This is a genomic window from Microcoleus sp. B4-D4, assembly GCF_036705185.1.
GTDB lineage: Bacteria > Cyanobacteriota > Cyanobacteriia > Cyanobacteriales > Microcoleaceae > Microcoleus.
This window is the reverse complement of sequence record NZ_JAUBTX010000047.1, coordinates 19,021-33,870: the sequence shown is the minus strand read 5'-3', so window position 1 is coordinate 33,870 and position 14,850 is coordinate 19,021. Positions and strand designations below refer to the sequence as shown.

11 protein-coding genes are annotated in these 14,850 nt (G+C 47.2%); 3 read left to right on the top strand and 8 right to left on the bottom strand.

Annotated elements, in window-relative coordinates:
- Positions 1-30: 30 nt before the first annotated feature.
- The 8 genes from QUB13_RS25010 to QUB13_RS24975 form a co-directional block, all read right to left on the bottom strand.
- A complete protein-coding gene (locus QUB13_RS25010) occupies positions 31-2,853 on the bottom strand; it encodes a hybrid sensor histidine kinase/response regulator (RefSeq protein ID WP_333386274.1) in 2,823 nt (940 codons plus the stop codon).
- A gap of 66 nt (positions 2,854-2,919) precedes the next feature.
- On the bottom strand, positions 2,920-3,237 hold the full coding sequence (locus tag QUB13_RS25005; protein WP_333386271.1) for a hypothetical protein: 318 nt from the start codon (positions 3,235-3,237) through the stop codon (positions 2,920-2,922).
- A gap of 400 nt (positions 3,238-3,637) precedes the next feature.
- Complete coding sequence (locus tag QUB13_RS25000) at positions 3,638-9,427, bottom strand: PAS domain S-box protein (protein WP_333386268.1); 5,790 nt, start codon at positions 9,425-9,427, stop codon at positions 3,638-3,640.
- Positions 9,428-9,674: 247 nt separating this feature from the next.
- Positions 9,675-10,175 (bottom strand): chemotaxis protein CheW, encoded by a 501-nt coding sequence (locus QUB13_RS24995; protein ID WP_333386265.1) that lies wholly within the window; start codon positions 10,173-10,175, stop codon positions 9,675-9,677.
- Between the two features lie 33 nt (positions 10,176-10,208).
- Positions 10,209-10,391, bottom strand: coding sequence for a hypothetical protein (locus QUB13_RS24990; RefSeq protein WP_333386262.1), 183 nt, complete (start codon positions 10,389-10,391; stop codon positions 10,209-10,211).
- Between the two features lie 330 nt (positions 10,392-10,721).
- Positions 10,722-11,087, bottom strand: coding sequence for a response regulator transcription factor (locus QUB13_RS24985; protein ID WP_194068655.1), 366 nt, complete (start codon positions 11,085-11,087; stop codon positions 10,722-10,724).
- Positions 11,088-11,335: 248 nt separating this feature from the next.
- On the bottom strand, positions 11,336-11,671 hold the full coding sequence (locus QUB13_RS24980) for a hypothetical protein (RefSeq protein WP_333386259.1): 336 nt from the start codon (positions 11,669-11,671) through the stop codon (positions 11,336-11,338).
- A 155-nt stretch (positions 11,672-11,826) separates the two neighbouring features.
- Positions 11,827-12,003: a hypothetical protein gene (locus tag QUB13_RS24975; protein WP_333386256.1), complete on the bottom strand. Its 177-nt coding sequence runs from the start codon at positions 12,001-12,003 to the stop codon at positions 11,827-11,829.
- A 72-nt stretch (positions 12,004-12,075) separates the two neighbouring features.
- On the opposite strand from QUB13_RS24975, the gene QUB13_RS24970 reads away from it, so the two are divergent.
- Genes QUB13_RS24970 through QUB13_RS24960 form a run of 3 tightly spaced genes read left to right on the top strand, consistent with a single transcriptional unit; the run spans position 12,076 to position 14,552 of the window.
- Positions 12,076-13,527, top strand: a complete 1,452-nt coding sequence (locus tag QUB13_RS24970) for an EH signature domain-containing protein (RefSeq protein WP_333386253.1) — start codon at positions 12,076-12,078, stop codon at positions 13,525-13,527.
- A 30-nt stretch (positions 13,528-13,557) separates the two neighbouring features.
- Entirely contained in the window at positions 13,558-13,908 is a 351-nt protein-coding gene (locus tag QUB13_RS24965; protein WP_194068658.1) for a hypothetical protein, read from the top strand.
- The gene (locus QUB13_RS24960; RefSeq protein ID WP_333386250.1) at positions 13,818-14,552 is read left to right on the top strand and encodes a phosphoadenylyl-sulfate reductase; all 735 of its coding nucleotides are present in this window, start codon (positions 13,818-13,820) and stop codon (positions 14,550-14,552) included. Before QUB13_RS24965 ends, QUB13_RS24960 begins: the two co-directional genes overlap by 91 nt.
- Positions 14,553-14,850 lie beyond the last annotated feature (298 nt).

The window sequence follows — 14,850 nt, the reverse complement described above, 5'->3', positions numbered from 1 at the left end:
AACCAATAACTAATAACCAATAACTAATAACTAATGTTTGATTAATTTGGGGATGGCTTCTAAAAGTTGGGCTTCGCTGTAAGGTTTGGTGAAATATTTATTTGCGCCTAATTCCATTGCCATTTGCCGGTGTTTTTCGCCGCTGCGGGAGGTCAGCATGGCTACGGGAATCTTAGCAAACCGCTGGGTCGATCGCATCGATCGCAACAATTCAAATCCATCCATCCGGGGCATTTCAATATCCACAATCGCCAAACTGCAATCAAGACCATTTTGCAGCTTTTCCAAAGCATCCAGCCCGTCCTTAGCCTGCACGACTCGGTAGCGGGCACGAGTCAGCATCAGAGACAGCAACTGCCGAATTGTATAGGAATCGTCCACTACCAAAATCTGGGGTGACTGACTCGAACTCGGCGCCATATGCGGTGTTGTACCGGACACAGGGGCGATCGAACTATTGGCTAAAGAAGGTTGACCCACCAAATCATCCACATCCAAAATAGTTACAACTTTGCCGTCCCCCAAAATCGTACTCCCCAAAACCCCGCGAGGCTTGGATAGAGGTGGCGGCAAAGGTTTAACCACAATTTCCTGCTGACCGATCAGCCGTTCCACAGCCACAGCCAGCATTCCTTCACTCGAAGCCAAAACCAAGACAGGAATGTGGTCTTGGGTCAAAGGATCTGGAGAGGGGCCATCGGGGCCGAGGACGCTATATTCGAGCAAATCTTGCATCCTCACCAAACGAATAAATTCCTCCCGCCACCACAGCATCGGCTGATTGCCGGCGGTGTGAACTTCCGAAGCTTTGATGTGGAGAATCTCCTCGACTGCATCCAGCGGTACTGCTATTTTATTACGATCGGTCTTCACCATCAAAGCGTCAGTAATCGACAGCAACAACGGCAGCTTGATAATAAAGTTTGTACCTTTTCCCAGGCGAGAGTCCACCTTCACCGTTCCCCGCACAGTCCGCAAATTCGTTCGCACCACGTCGAGTCCGACTCCCCGCCCCGAAAGGTCGCTGACCCCTTCTGCGGTGCTAAAACCAGGCCAAAACAGAAAATCGTAGAGTTCGGCAATGGAAAATTCTTGAGCTTGTTCCTCTGTCGCTAAACCCTTGTTGACAACTTTGCGGCGGATGATTTCCGGGTCAATGCCTTTTCCGTCATCGGCGACAGTAATAATAGTTTGGCCGCCTTGGTGGCGGGCTGCTATTTCAATTTGACCGCTGGCGGGTTTGCCACTGGCTTGCCGAACTTCGGGCATTTCGATGCCGTGGTCGAAGGCGTTTCTCACTAAGTGTATTAAGGGGTCGCGCAAAGCATCAAGCAAACTTTCGTCAATTTTGGTATCTCTTCCCACTAACAGGAGGTTGACATCTTTATCATAAGTGAGACACATATCCCGGAGCGCTCGGGGCAAGTGGTCTACGGCGCGACTGAAACTCACGACTCGCAACTGCATGACGCGGCTGCGGAGTTGTTCGGTAATGCGGCGCAGTTGGTCGGTACTGCGCTCGAATTTCATGGCTAGGAGGTCTAATTTGGTGGCGGATTGTGAAATTGCTTGGGCGGTTTCGATGACTTCTGCGGCTGTAGAGTGGAACTCTGTATAACGATCCATCTCTAAGATATCAAAGTGAGCATGGGTCAGAGAGGATTTACTGTTAGCGATCGCCGGAAATTCTATTTCAGATCCTGCAATTTTTCCCAATCCCGCATTGCTGTTTCCCCCTCTCCAATCGGCAAAACTCAGTCTGTCGTATTCTTCTCGCAACTGGCCGCCGAATTGGTTCAAATCTACGATACTGCGGCGGATGCGCTTGACTTCGCCGCGCAGTTCGGATTCTTGAAGTTCCAAATTTGTACGGTTGATGACTAATTCTCCGACGAGGTTCACCAATTCTGTTAAGCGTTCTAAGTCTACTCGGATTGTCGGTCTTTGGAGGTTGGGGAGTGGGGGAGAGGGAGTGGGGAGAGGGGGAGTGGGGAAGAGGGGAAGAGGGGGAGAGGGGGAGATTGGGGGAGGGGTTTCGGATGGTGATTCGTCGGAGGGTGGGGGGGAGATTTGGGGGAGTTCGATCGCCCTTCCTTCCAATAGCTGCTGGCGGGCGGTTTGCAGGTTTTGGGCGATCGCCCAACCCTCGGACTGGAGGCGTTCTAAAGTCAAGTCTGGAAAATCGATCAAATCTCTCAGGGGTGCGGCGACTTTCCCAAAATCCGGCAATTGCAGCATTCCAGCCAAACCGGAGAGTTGATAATAAACCTGGTTGAGGGCGGTAACGCTTTTTGCTAAATCTGCCTCAGAAGCTTGGGAAAGTTCGGTTTCCAGGCGATTGAAGATTGGCGGCAATTCGTGTTCAAAAATCAGTTTTAGGGTTTCCGGGGCTGCCGATCGACTGGCGGCGGGAACTGGTGGCGGTTCTGGCTTGCCGTACTTTGCCTCGAACTGGGCGTGAATTTGGGCGAGATCCTCCAAATTTGACCTTTGATCTGGAGTGCTGACATCTGAGTGATGAATGGATTCGACAGAAATCTTTTTGAGAGTATCCACCCCTTGCAGTAAAACACTTACAGTGGTCGCTTCCAGCGCCGACAAGTCCGTGCGATCGCGCAAAATGACAAAACAGTCCTCTAGGGTGTGAGCCGCCGCCGACACGTTTTGAAAGCCCAACATCGAGCCCGCACCTTTAATCGAGTGAGCCGCCCGAAACATTTCTTTAACTGCTGCTTTTCGCTGTTCCAAATCCGAGGATTCCATCGCCAGCAGGTGCGTCTCCATTGACTGGAGAAACTCGCTGGTTTCTGCGGTAAAAGCATCTATTAATTGGTTTAAATCATCGTCATTCATATAAATTTGTTGACTAAGACAAGCGGCCAGTAGTTTTGAACTCTTACCGATAACCTCGGTTCTTGGCTAATCGCTTGAACTCAACGAACTTTCTTTCGTTATTTCCGATTGTAAGCCAAGTTGTTGCCGGACTGCTTGCAATGATTTTCCTCTTTTTGCCTTCGGGCGATCGCTTGGAGGCGGCACATCGTCAGCAGAAATAACTGGCTTTTTTAGAGCAGCAAGGAGTTGGTTTAATTCTTCTTGAAGTTCTTCCACTGATTCTCCAAAAGGTGCGGTTTCTTTTTCAGAGCAGGCTGCGATCGCACCTTTATCGTCATAATACACCGTGCGAATTGTGTACCCGCCATCCTCAAAAAATACTCGATAATCCCAGTTCATCATAGTTCTTCCTCTTCTCATTGAAGTATGTATTTATTCCCCGGCTTGGCAGCTATGCGCTCTATACTGACAATTTTAACTTGCTTGTCAACGTTGTACAAAACGCGATATACCCCACTCTCAATTCCCATTCTGCTGTATTATTTGGGCGCAGGGGTTTCCGGTTGCGCGTCTCGGTAGTGGGTTCATAACAAAGGTTGGCTTCAATACCGTCAACAATTAGATTCTGTTCGTGTTTCTTAAACCACTGCAAATCCTCAATCGCTTGGTCTGTAAACTCAATCTCAAACACGATAGCCGCACCCTAAAAATATTTATAATACTCATCCATCTTACCATTCATCATCGCACACTGCCACAATACCTCGAACCCCGACTTCTTGAAGAAGTCGGGGTTCTAAAATTACGAGCGGAAATTTGCCACCGACTTTTGCAATTTTTCAACAGAACCGGACAGATCGTCCAAAGAAGCTTTGACATCCGAACCCTTTTGTGCAGTTGTATTAGCAATCTCGTTGACTTGCTGCATACTGTTAGAAATTTCCTCAGCGGAAACAGTTTGCTTGGCAGATGCGCGAGTAATATTCTGCACCAGAGCGTTCATTTCTCGACTAACTTCGATGATAGCATTGAGGTGAGTTTTAGCTTCGCTGGCTAGCTTAGTGCCTTCCACTACCTCCAGCGTCCCCGATTCCATTGCCTTCATCACGCGGCTGATTTCTTCTTGAATTGTACCGACAATTTCCGATATTTCTTCAGTCGCGCCGGCCGATCTTTCTGCTAGTTTTCGCACTTCTTCGGCGACAACCGCAAAACCCAAACCTTGTTCGCCCGCGCGCGCCGCTTCGATAGTAGCATTGAGAGCTAACAGATTGGTTTGGGAAGCAAGTTGAGAAATCGAAGTGACTATTTTACCGATTTGCTGCGAAGATTCGCCCAAACGCTTCATCATTTTTGAGGTTGAGGCGATCGTCAATCGGAGCTCGTTAATGCCTTCGACAGCGCGATCGACCGCCATACCGCCGACTTCAGCAGTGTGAGAAGACTGCTGGGCGACTGTTTCAGCCCGCACCGAAACATCTCGCACGTCGCGGATCGAATTCACAATCCGCTCAATTTCCCGCATGATGGCAGATATTTTTGTTGCTTGAACTTCCGCTTGTTGGGTGAGTTGGCTGGTATTGGTGATTGACTCGCCGGTGGCAGATGTTACCTGTTCGGCTAAAGTTTGAATTCCCGTTACTACCTTCCGCAGAGAACCGATTAAGAAGTTGAAAGAATCCGCAACAGCACCTAAAACATCGTTGGTAACTTCCGCCCTGACTGTCAAGTCGCCTTGAGCCGCGCCTTTAATTTCTCCCAACAATTTGAGGACTTGTTGAGTCATAGAATCGGCTTCAGCTTTGCGTTCTGCTGCCAATTTTCCTAGCCGTTCTTCTGCCTCTTTGCGTTCGGTGATGTCAAAGCGGATGGCGATATATTTGATTATTGTGCCGCTGGTATCGAAGATTGGGGCGATCGTCGAATCTACCCAATAAAATGAGCCATTTTTGCCGCGGTTTTTGATTTCTCCTTTCCACACCAAGCCGCGCGAAATTGTCATCCACATTTCAGCAAAAAATGCTTTGGGATGGTAGCCGGAATTGACGATGCGGTGGTCGCGGTGCAGGAGTTCTCCCATGCTGTAACCGGAGATTTGAATGAATCTGTCGTTGACGTAGGTAATCATGCCTTTGATGTCAGTTTCGCTGACGATCGCAGCTTCGTCTAGGGCATTTTGTCGCGTTTTGAGTTCTTGCAGCAAGCGTTGCTGTGTCTCGGCAAACTGCTGCATCTGCCCCTGGGATGCTTTTTCCTGGGTGACGTTGCGGCAAACTACTACACCGCCTTTGATCGCTCCCGTTTCGTCTTTGAGCGGGCTGCCACTAATTTTTATCCACAGGCCCTCCGGCTGGGCTGCATGGCGGGTAAAAAGCTCTACTTCGCGTACTGATTCTCCTCGAATGGCGCGCGCTAAAGGTATGTCGGCGGCGGGATAGGGAGTGACTCCATCTGGCAAAAATAAGCCGTATTTTCCCGACCACTCGTCGGGAAGAGTATCCGTGGAACCCAAGCCAAAGATATTTTCGGCTGCGGGGTTGAATAAAACAAAATTGCCATTTTCGTCGGCAGCAATTATGCCGTCGCCAATGCTGTCTATTAACAGTTGCAAGAGATTGCTTTGACCTCTAAATTTGTCTTCGGAACTCGCTAATTGGGCGGTTGTTTTTTCCAGTTGCACCATCGCGTGTTTACTTTCGGTAACGTCGCGAGCCACTGCATACATGAGCTTTTGTTCGGTTTCCGGTCGCACTTTCCACGAGAGCCACCTGTAGGAACCGTCTTTGCAGCGGTAGCGATTTTCAAAAGACTTTGTTTCGGTGCCACCGGCTATTTTTGCAGCTTCTGCTGTGGTTTTTTCGCGATCGTCTGGATGGAGGAAATGGAGAAAAGATTGGTCTTTAACTTCTTCTAGGCTGTAGCCGAGAGTTGTTTCCCAAGCGGGATTGAGGCGCTTGAATTTGCCTTCAAAATCTATAATACAAACTAAGTCTAGGGACAGGGTAAAAAATCGCTCGCGCTCTGCTTCGGCTTTTTTGCGATCGGTAATTTCGATCGCCACACCGCCGACACCCATCGGTTTGCCGTCCTCTCCGGCCAAAGGAAAGTAAGAAGCCAGCCAATCTCGGATTACACCCGGTTGATTGACGGTTGTTCCCGATACCTCAATGTTTAAAAATGATTGGTTGTTTGTCAGAACGCTCTCCAAAATCGGCTGCAGAGTATCGACCATTTCGGGCATAACTTCCCTGACGGTTTTGCCGAGGTGTTCGGCAACTGACGGGCCGGCGGTTTCGGCCAATTTCTCGTTGACTTGCACGAAGCGCAATTGGTCGTCAAGAATAAACATGGCCGCCGGGGCAGATGCGAAAAATGCGTCAAAGCGGGATTGACGCAAAACTAATTCTCGTTCTAGGGCTTTGCGATCACTAATGTCGCGAGCTTCTGGAATCAGCAGCACGACTTTGCCGTTGTCGTCTTTGATGGGTTTTAGGGAGAAGTCCACAGTCATCACAGCACCTCCAGCAACCAGCACGTCGGCTTCGTAGCGGACAAATTCGCCGGCGGCGGCGGCGACGACTGCAGCTTCGACTTTTTGCTTGGCTTCTGGGGAAATCTGCCACCACACATTCTCGGCAAACTGCGTGCCCACGAAGTCTTCGCGCCCGAGTCCGGCGACTGTCAGGGCTGTTTGGTTGGCTTCCAAAACGGTGCCGTCTGGTTCTAGCAGCTCCACTAATTGGAACGATTGGTCAAAAATGGCTCGGAACAGTCTTTCGCGATCGCGCAGCATTTCTTGGGCCCGCTGGCGATCGCTAATGTCGCGCGTCACTGTGGCTACGCCCACCGGCTCGCCTGTGTCTGAGTTTTTGACGGTAAATAGGGTAAAGTCAACGGGAATGTTTTCGCCTGTTTGAAAGTTTCTAAACTGGAATTCGCCCTGCCAAAAACCGTCTCGCACAGTGGCGGGCAATATTTCTTCTTTGACAATCTTAGCGTTTTCGGGTGTGAAGAAATCATACATACTTTTGCTTTTGACTTCTGCAATATTTTGCAATCCCGCTAACTTAATTCCAGCGGCATTCATGTATGTTGGCTCTCCCTCCATTGTTGCTATGCCGATAAAATCCGAGCTGCTTTCGACAAGCAAAATCAATTTTTGGTTTTCTAAGTCGGCAAGCTTGCGCTCTGTAATATCGTTGTTAATTTCTAAAATTGCTTTGGGTTTTCCCTGTTCGTCGCGCTGCAAAGTCCAGCGGCTGAACACGGTAATTTTGGTTTGGTAATTGGTGGTATGAATCAGTTCTCCTTCCCAATAATTCTGCTGTTCTAGCTGTTCTAAAATTGATGCTAAAGGTTGGGTAAATTTCGTATCGAACAGAGTGTGAGTAACTTGTCCTAAAGCTTCTTGTTTAGTCCAGCCGTAGATTTTTTCAGCGCCTTGGTTCCAGTAATCGATCGTGCCGTCGAGTTCTCGAATAATTAAAGCATCGCTGGCGAGGTCGAGCATTTGCAAGTTTTGCCGCAAGGCTTGTTCCGTGCGCTTGCGGTTGGTGATGTTGCGGGCGATCGTTGACATAAATTCAACTTCTCCGCTGTCGGATTTGTGAGCAATAATTACTTGAGAAACCGGTATTTCTTCGCCTTCTAAAGTCTGCCAAATTGTCTCGCCGCTCCAAACTCCATCCCGACAAGCTGCGGGGATGCCGACGTTCATAATAGTATCGACACTTTTGGGCGATGTCACGTCGGAAATGCTGACTTCGGCTAAATTTGCCGACTCGCCAACTTTTAACATTTCTCTGGCCGCGCGGTTGAGATAGATGGTGCGCTGCTGGGAGTCTGCCATTCCTACCCAGTCTGTTGTTGCTTCTAGGATGGCCTTGAGCCGCAGTAGCTGCTGTTCGGATTCGCGGCTTTCTGTGATATCGCGGGCGAAGCCGAGCATTCCTATAGTATTGCCTTCTGCATCTTTGAGCGGCAATTTCTGGGTGTCGAATACGTGTATTTTGCCGTCGGCTAAGGTGGCGGATTCGTTGGAGGCCGGCGCGTTTTTGTTGTCGGCGCGGAAGTTTTGGATTTGGTTTTGGGAGTCTGTTTGGGCGTGGGTGTTGCTGAAGATGCGATCGGCCGATATGCCAAGTTCTAAATCATCTTTGCCGATAATTTCTGCTGGGGTTTTGCCGAAGGCGGCGGCGAAACCTGCATTGACTAGGGCGTAGCGGCGGTCTTGATTTTTGACGAAGATGCAGTCTGGGGTGGCATCAATTACTGTCCGCAGCAAACGTTGGGAATTTTCTACTTTTGCCAGTGTCTGCCGCATTTGTTCTTCCATTTCCACGCGCTTGGTGATTTCTCGAATCGCGCAAACGAGAACTTTGCTGCCGCAGGCATCTACAAATGTAGATTTTTTGACGGAGAGGAACTGGGTATTTCCGGCTGGATTTATGATAGTTTCTTGGGTTTCAATGCTCGTATTTGCCAAAAAGACTAATTGATTTTTTTCTTCATATATATCTGCTTCTTCTTTCGGTAAAAAGTCGCGGTAAGCTTTGCCAATTAGTTCTTCTCGGTTGTAACCGATGTATTGACAAAAGGCATCGTTTAATGTTAACCAGCGGTGCTGTTCGTCTGTGACGTAAATCGCGTCGGGGATGGTGTTGAGGATATTGTTTAAAAATTGTTCTGAAGCTTTTAATTGCTCTTGAACTGCGGTGCGATCGCGAACTTCTTGTTGCAATTGGGCGTTAGTTTGCGAAATCTGCTCGGTTCTTTCCTTGACTCGCTGCTCTAATTCTGCCGTTAGCTGTTGCAAGGCCACTTCTGTTTGTTTGCGTTTGGTAATTTCGCGGCCCTCTACAAGTATTTGATAGACTTGTCCAGTTTCATCTAACAGGGGTTTCAAGGATAGATCCATTACTATCAACTGGTTATTTAAGCCGGTGATTTCGTATTCTTCCCGCACAAATTGGCCGGTAGAGACTTGTTGAATGTTGGTTTTTATTCGCTGCTGGTTGGTTGGGGATGCTGCCCACCAAGGTGTGTGCCAAAATTTCTGTCCCAGCACTTGTGATTCTGGGAAGTTGCCTAATTCTAGCGCTGTCCGATTTGCTTCGATCAAAGTACCGTCTGGTTGTAATAATCCGATGATTTGAAAAGCTTGGTCGAAGATGGCCTGAAATCGCTGATTAGTTTGGCTGAGGGCTTGTTCTGTTGCTTTTTTGGAATTGAGAATTTGGGTGGAACCTACTAAGAATTGGTAGCGGTTGGACAAACTCAAAAATGCGATCGCCGGAATGACAGTTATCCAATCGGAGATAGTTTGCGCCACGGGGGAGTGCGGCAGTCCCAGGTATTCGGCTGCGTGGCCGCTGTGGCCCAAAGCGCAACTCAAAAATATGCCTGCTGTGACTGTGGCGAAGATGTCAAACCCAAATTGACGGTTTCGCCACAAACTTAAGCTGATCAGGAAGCCGATCGCAAAATAACACAAACAAATGATGCAATTGGCAATCCCAGTTAGCATCGATGGAGAGAAGTCAGGTAATGTGAGGGTGAATGTCGTGGCGATCGAGCTATAGAGAAGTTTCATGATAAAATTTATAGTTGGCAACTCAAATGCGGGCGATGGAACGATCAATTTTAGATTTTAGATTGACTCCATATTCTTCCTTCTTCCTGATGACGTTGGACGTTCGATGGGGGGAGGACAGCACTAATGACATCTTCCATCTTCCATCTTCCATCTTCCTTCTTCCATCTTCCGACGGACTTACATCCGTTACATCCGTTACATCCGTTACATCCCGTACATTGCTCGTTGCCGAACTTCCTTCTACTTACCAGCGATCGGAATGGGCGATGGCTTCGACATCGACTATCATGAGCAAGCGTCCGTCGGAATTGTACAAACCTTTCAAAAAAGGAGCTAAGTCAGGGCTGACATCTATCGCCGAGACAGTGCGATCGGGATTTAGAGATAAAACTCCTTCGACGCGGGAGACGGCCAATCCCATCCGCATCTTCGACAATCTCACGTCTCGGGGATCTGGCGCTTCCACCACTAAAATGCGGCTGCTTGGGTGGTGAGTGTCAACCGGTTCGATACCTGCAAACCCTCCGAAGTCTGCGGTTGCTAAGATTTCGCCCCGCAAGTTGGTTAATCCCAGCAAAAACGGCAGGGTGTTGGGAACCGGGGAAATCGGTTGTTCGCTGAGGGAAAGCACTTCTCGCACAGCCTCTAATTCTATGGCGAACAGACTGCCTCCTTGAGCGAAGATAAGAAATTGTTTTGTTCCACTTGTCTGATTCCCCGCTACGGTGGGAGCAGTTGCTTTCATTGTAGATTTTTTGTTTATAGTCTAGCTTACAAATTAGGATTTTGCTTTGCCAGGAAAGGGGAGCATCTCACGATCGGGCAAAAACCGTCTTTGAGGAGTGCGATCGTCCAGATTCCGAGATTTATACCTATAGCGATCGCACTTTGTGTAATATCTTGTCCGGTCAATTATCCAAATAAAAAAGGTTCGATCGTTAGGAATGCGAGTCCGCATCATCTGAGGACTTGCATTCCGAACTCAAACTAATCTTAGTATAGTGATTCGATCGGAGATGATATAAATGCAAAACAGGTGTTATATCTCCGGTCTACGATCGCAACACAAACGGTTCGTAGTGAGGACTTCAGTCCGGTATAGGAACCAATCCGAACTCCGTTAATCGACCAGACACTATATTAAATAAATCGCGGATTTGACAATAAATCAACTTGCGATTATTATTAAAAGTAAAAATTTTAATAAATTGTGAAACCCAGTTTTTTCAATAAAACGGGGTTTCTAGCTATAATGTTTTTTGTGAGAGTTAATGAAGGCTATATATTGTGTTTAGGCAGAAAGCAGGCGCTGCACGATGTTGACGAGTTGCTGAGGTTCAAAGGGTTTGCTGACGTAAGCGTCTGCGCCTAAATCGGTTCCCCAAGCTTTATCAATGTCGGTATTTTTATGAGTACAAAATACTACTGGTAAGTTGGCAGTTGCGCGATCGCCCCGCAATTCTCTGATCACTTCAAATCCGTTCATTCGCGGCATCACTACGTCTAAAACCACAAGATCCGGGGGTTTTTCTCGGATCAGGGCGATCGCTTCTTCGCCGTCGCTAGCCCGGATCGCGTCCATTCCGGCATCTTGAAGAATGCGGCAGATGATTTCGAGTTCGCTGGGAACATCGTCTACTACTAAAATTTTTGACATAATTCCATACTTCCTTGCTGTTGTTGACAGCCGACAATTCAGGATTGAGAAGCTGGCGCGATGGTTGTTTGGCTGCACCCCGCCAGCGAAAAAATTAATTCACTTCTAAATACAATATAGCCGATCGCACTGCCGCTGCGGGCAGAAAAAAGTTTAGTTAACCAACAATATACAAGATGCAAACGGATTTTGAGGAATTTGGCAATTGGGATTTGGGATTTGAAATTTCCCACTACCAGTTACCAAATTTAAACTTCAATAATTACTCGCAAATTACCGCACTTTTTAGTAACCAGACAGGCTATTAATGAACCAGATCGCTCAAATTCCCAATCCAACAAAATTGAGCAGATTTTTAAGTTGTGCCGCGACAGTTTTTTAATCGATTTTGGTAGTGCGGACTCGATAATTCGCAGTTGGTTGTTGGCGGCATCGGGGACTAAATTTAACATCATTTTCCAGAGTTGAAAAATACTGCGAGTTCTCCAAAATTGGGGCGAACAAGCTACAGGATACTGCACGGGGCGATCTACATTAAAATTTGTTGTGCGATAGATATTTGCTGCGGTAGGTTGTGCTGGCAAGTTCTGTTAACTGATAACTTCTTATCGCGCACAGTTTATTTAATAACATTTTAAATATTTAGTCCATAGTACCTAAGATGGAGATTTTCACATCAGCCGATCGCACTTTTTGCCTTTGATTTTGATATAACAGGGCTACTAAACCGCAAACCAGCTTAATTGACTTCTACCGAAAGAAAGAATCCTACGCAATCGAGGTATTTTTCCCAGTAGTATCTTCCCTTAATATCAAAAGTTGTGTAAAATACTGCAGTACAAGGGCTGACGCGCTGGCGATCGCCAAAACCGGCTTTTTCAACTCGCTCGCGCGCACTCCCTGAAATTATTATCAAAAAAATCTCGGTTGATGCGCCGCCAAATAAAGAATGCTAATTCAGTAATTTAATTGGGATAAATTTATAAATATGAGCGTTCAGTTTAGCGAGATTCAACTCCCTTCAATTACCAGCCAGCAACAACCAGAAAAAATAAAAAACGCTGGCAATTTTGCCCATCAAAACAAGCCCAATGTGCCCGAAGTGAAGGGGATATCGCGGCGAGGGATGACTGAAATTATAGCAGATATTCAGAACGAGCGAGGTGACAGCATTACTCCTCTGGAATGGACTTATTGTCTCTGGGCTAAAGCTGAATGGGACACCAAAAACCCCGATCGCGCCCCAGAAATATCCCAAGCTATTTGGCTGGTAGCTCAAAACAATGTCCGCCTGAAACAGCAGTTGCTGTGGCGCTTGGCTCTGCACCACAGCCACCAGTTAGAAAATCCTGTTTCTAGCAATGTTCCGGTGCTCGATCGCTCTTTGGTAGAGTGCTTTGCCGAATTTGCCAGCACGGCGGCGGGTATCGATGCTTTACCAGTACAAATTATTAAAATCCTGACTCGCGATAACTCTGATTACGAGCTAGCAAAACTCAGTTGGCAATATCTCAAAACCCCAACAGAGCTATTAGCAAAAGCTCAGTTACCCGCCACAATCCCCGCAGTCGATCGCGCTCAAGTACATCTTGCCGGAATTTTTGCTAAAAATCAGGTTTCCGATTTGTCGGGCGTAGAATGGCTGCTTAGGTGCTTGAAGGAAATGCCACCAGCGCCGCAACTTGCAGCAGTTGAAGAGTTGTTAGTGAAAATTTCGAGCGATATTCTCAAAAATCAAAGGCCTAAATTGGTTGAGTGGGTGCGAGATGAATATTATCCCAAATTGCAGTTAGTTTCGGCTCCCGCCCGAGAGTCGCTGATTCGATGGATTGGCGCACTAAATTATAGTTATTTCCAGAAAACAATTGATTTGGTGGCGCGGATGCTGCGGCTGTCTGATGCAGAAATTAAGCAGTTGGAGGAGCGCCGAGATTTTTGGGCAAATTATAGCGATCGCCTGAAGCGGGTGCGGTTGCTTTTGCCGCAGTCGTCTGTGAGCGCGATCGGCTACCAGTTGCAGTTTGATGTGGATATCTTACCAGATGAGGGCGCTCCTCCAACTGAGGTCTGCATTTTTCAGTTTGAGGATTATTGTGCGATCGAGTTTTTCCGGGGCACTGGGGCGGAAATTCGGTTAATTGGGCGCAGTAAAGAGAGCGATCGGCTGTTGTTTGTCAAAAAAGAACTTTCAATTAAGCGCATCAGAAAATTAGGTGGCGAAGTGCACGATCGCGTTTTTATGTGGCAGAGTTCCTGTGAAAAGTGGCTAAAACAGAAAAATATTCTGCCCAATGAGGGGACTAAATCTTTTCAGGGAATGTCGCAGTATTACGGTAAATATGATGCTACAAATGGCTTGAGAATGCCGGAACCTCAAGAACAAAAAGAGCGCGAAGTTTTATTGAAAAAGTGGCAAAAAGAAATGGAATCTTTGTCATAACGATTGCGACTAATCAGTTGGTAGTGAGGAATGCGAGTCCGCAAAAATCAAGAAGGACTCACATTCCTCACTACAAACCTGGGCGAACTGTGCGACAGTCATATTTTCCCCGGTAGAATATTTTGGGTTGACCGAAATTGCCACAAACGGGCGATCGTCCTCCTCGATCTCTCCTCGCGGGTACAGCCGAAAAGACTGCCGCCAGATGCCGTCAAATTAATCAGTGAGATAGATACTGCGATCGGCTATAATCAGGGGCTAGAGGAAAAGAACACTGAAAACCCGAAAATATGGTTGCCATCCAAAGAAATCTCAACATTGCCGCCCTTGAAGCAGAATACAGTCAAAAAACACCCAGAGAAATTATCAAATTCGCCCTAGAAAATTTTGACAATATCTCAATTTCTTTCAGCGGTGCCGAGGACGTAGTTCTGATCGACATGGCCTCGAAAATCACCAAAAACTTCCGCGTTTTCACTTTAGACACCGGACGATTGCACTCAGAAACCTATCAGTTTTTAGATGCCGTCAGAAAACATTACGGCATTAAGTTAGAAGTAATGTTTCCCGATGCAGCAGAAGTACAAGCCCTAGTAGATGAAAAGGGATTGTTTAGTTTTTATGAAGACGGTCACAAAGAATGCTGTGGCGTGCGAAAAGTCAAGCCGCTGCGCCGGAAATTGAATACCCTCGATGCTTGGATTACAGGTCAGCGCAAAGACCAAAGCCCCAGTACCCGCAATGGTATTCCGGTCATTGAAGTTGACAGTGCATTCTCAACTCCCGACCATGAAATAATTAAATTTAACCCCTTAGCAAACTGGTCTTCGGCAGAGGTTTGGGATTACATTCGTGCTTTGGATGTGCCTTACAACAAGTTGCACGAACGCGGTTTTGTCAGCATTGGTTGCGAACCTTGTACGAAACCGATATTGCCAAACCAACACGAACGCGAAGGTCGTTGGTGGTGGGAAGAAGCGACACTAAAAGAGTGCGGTTTGCACGCTGGTAACGCACAAAAATAGTGCATAAAATCGTAGGGTGCGTTAGGTGGAAAATTATTAGTTTTTTGTCAAAATATTCAGCCCTGACGCACCCTATAATAACTATTGTATAAGGTGTCTCGCTGTGAAATTGTCGATGTTTGTTTAGGAATTGTCGATGTATCCGCACCCTACAGCTTCTTTCTTCCTGATGACGTTGTACGGAAAGCTCGGAGGCGACAGCACTAATGACTAATGACTAATGACTAATGACTAATGACTAATGACTAATAACTACCCTTCGACTTCGCTCAGGGTAAAATGACTAATGACTAATGAC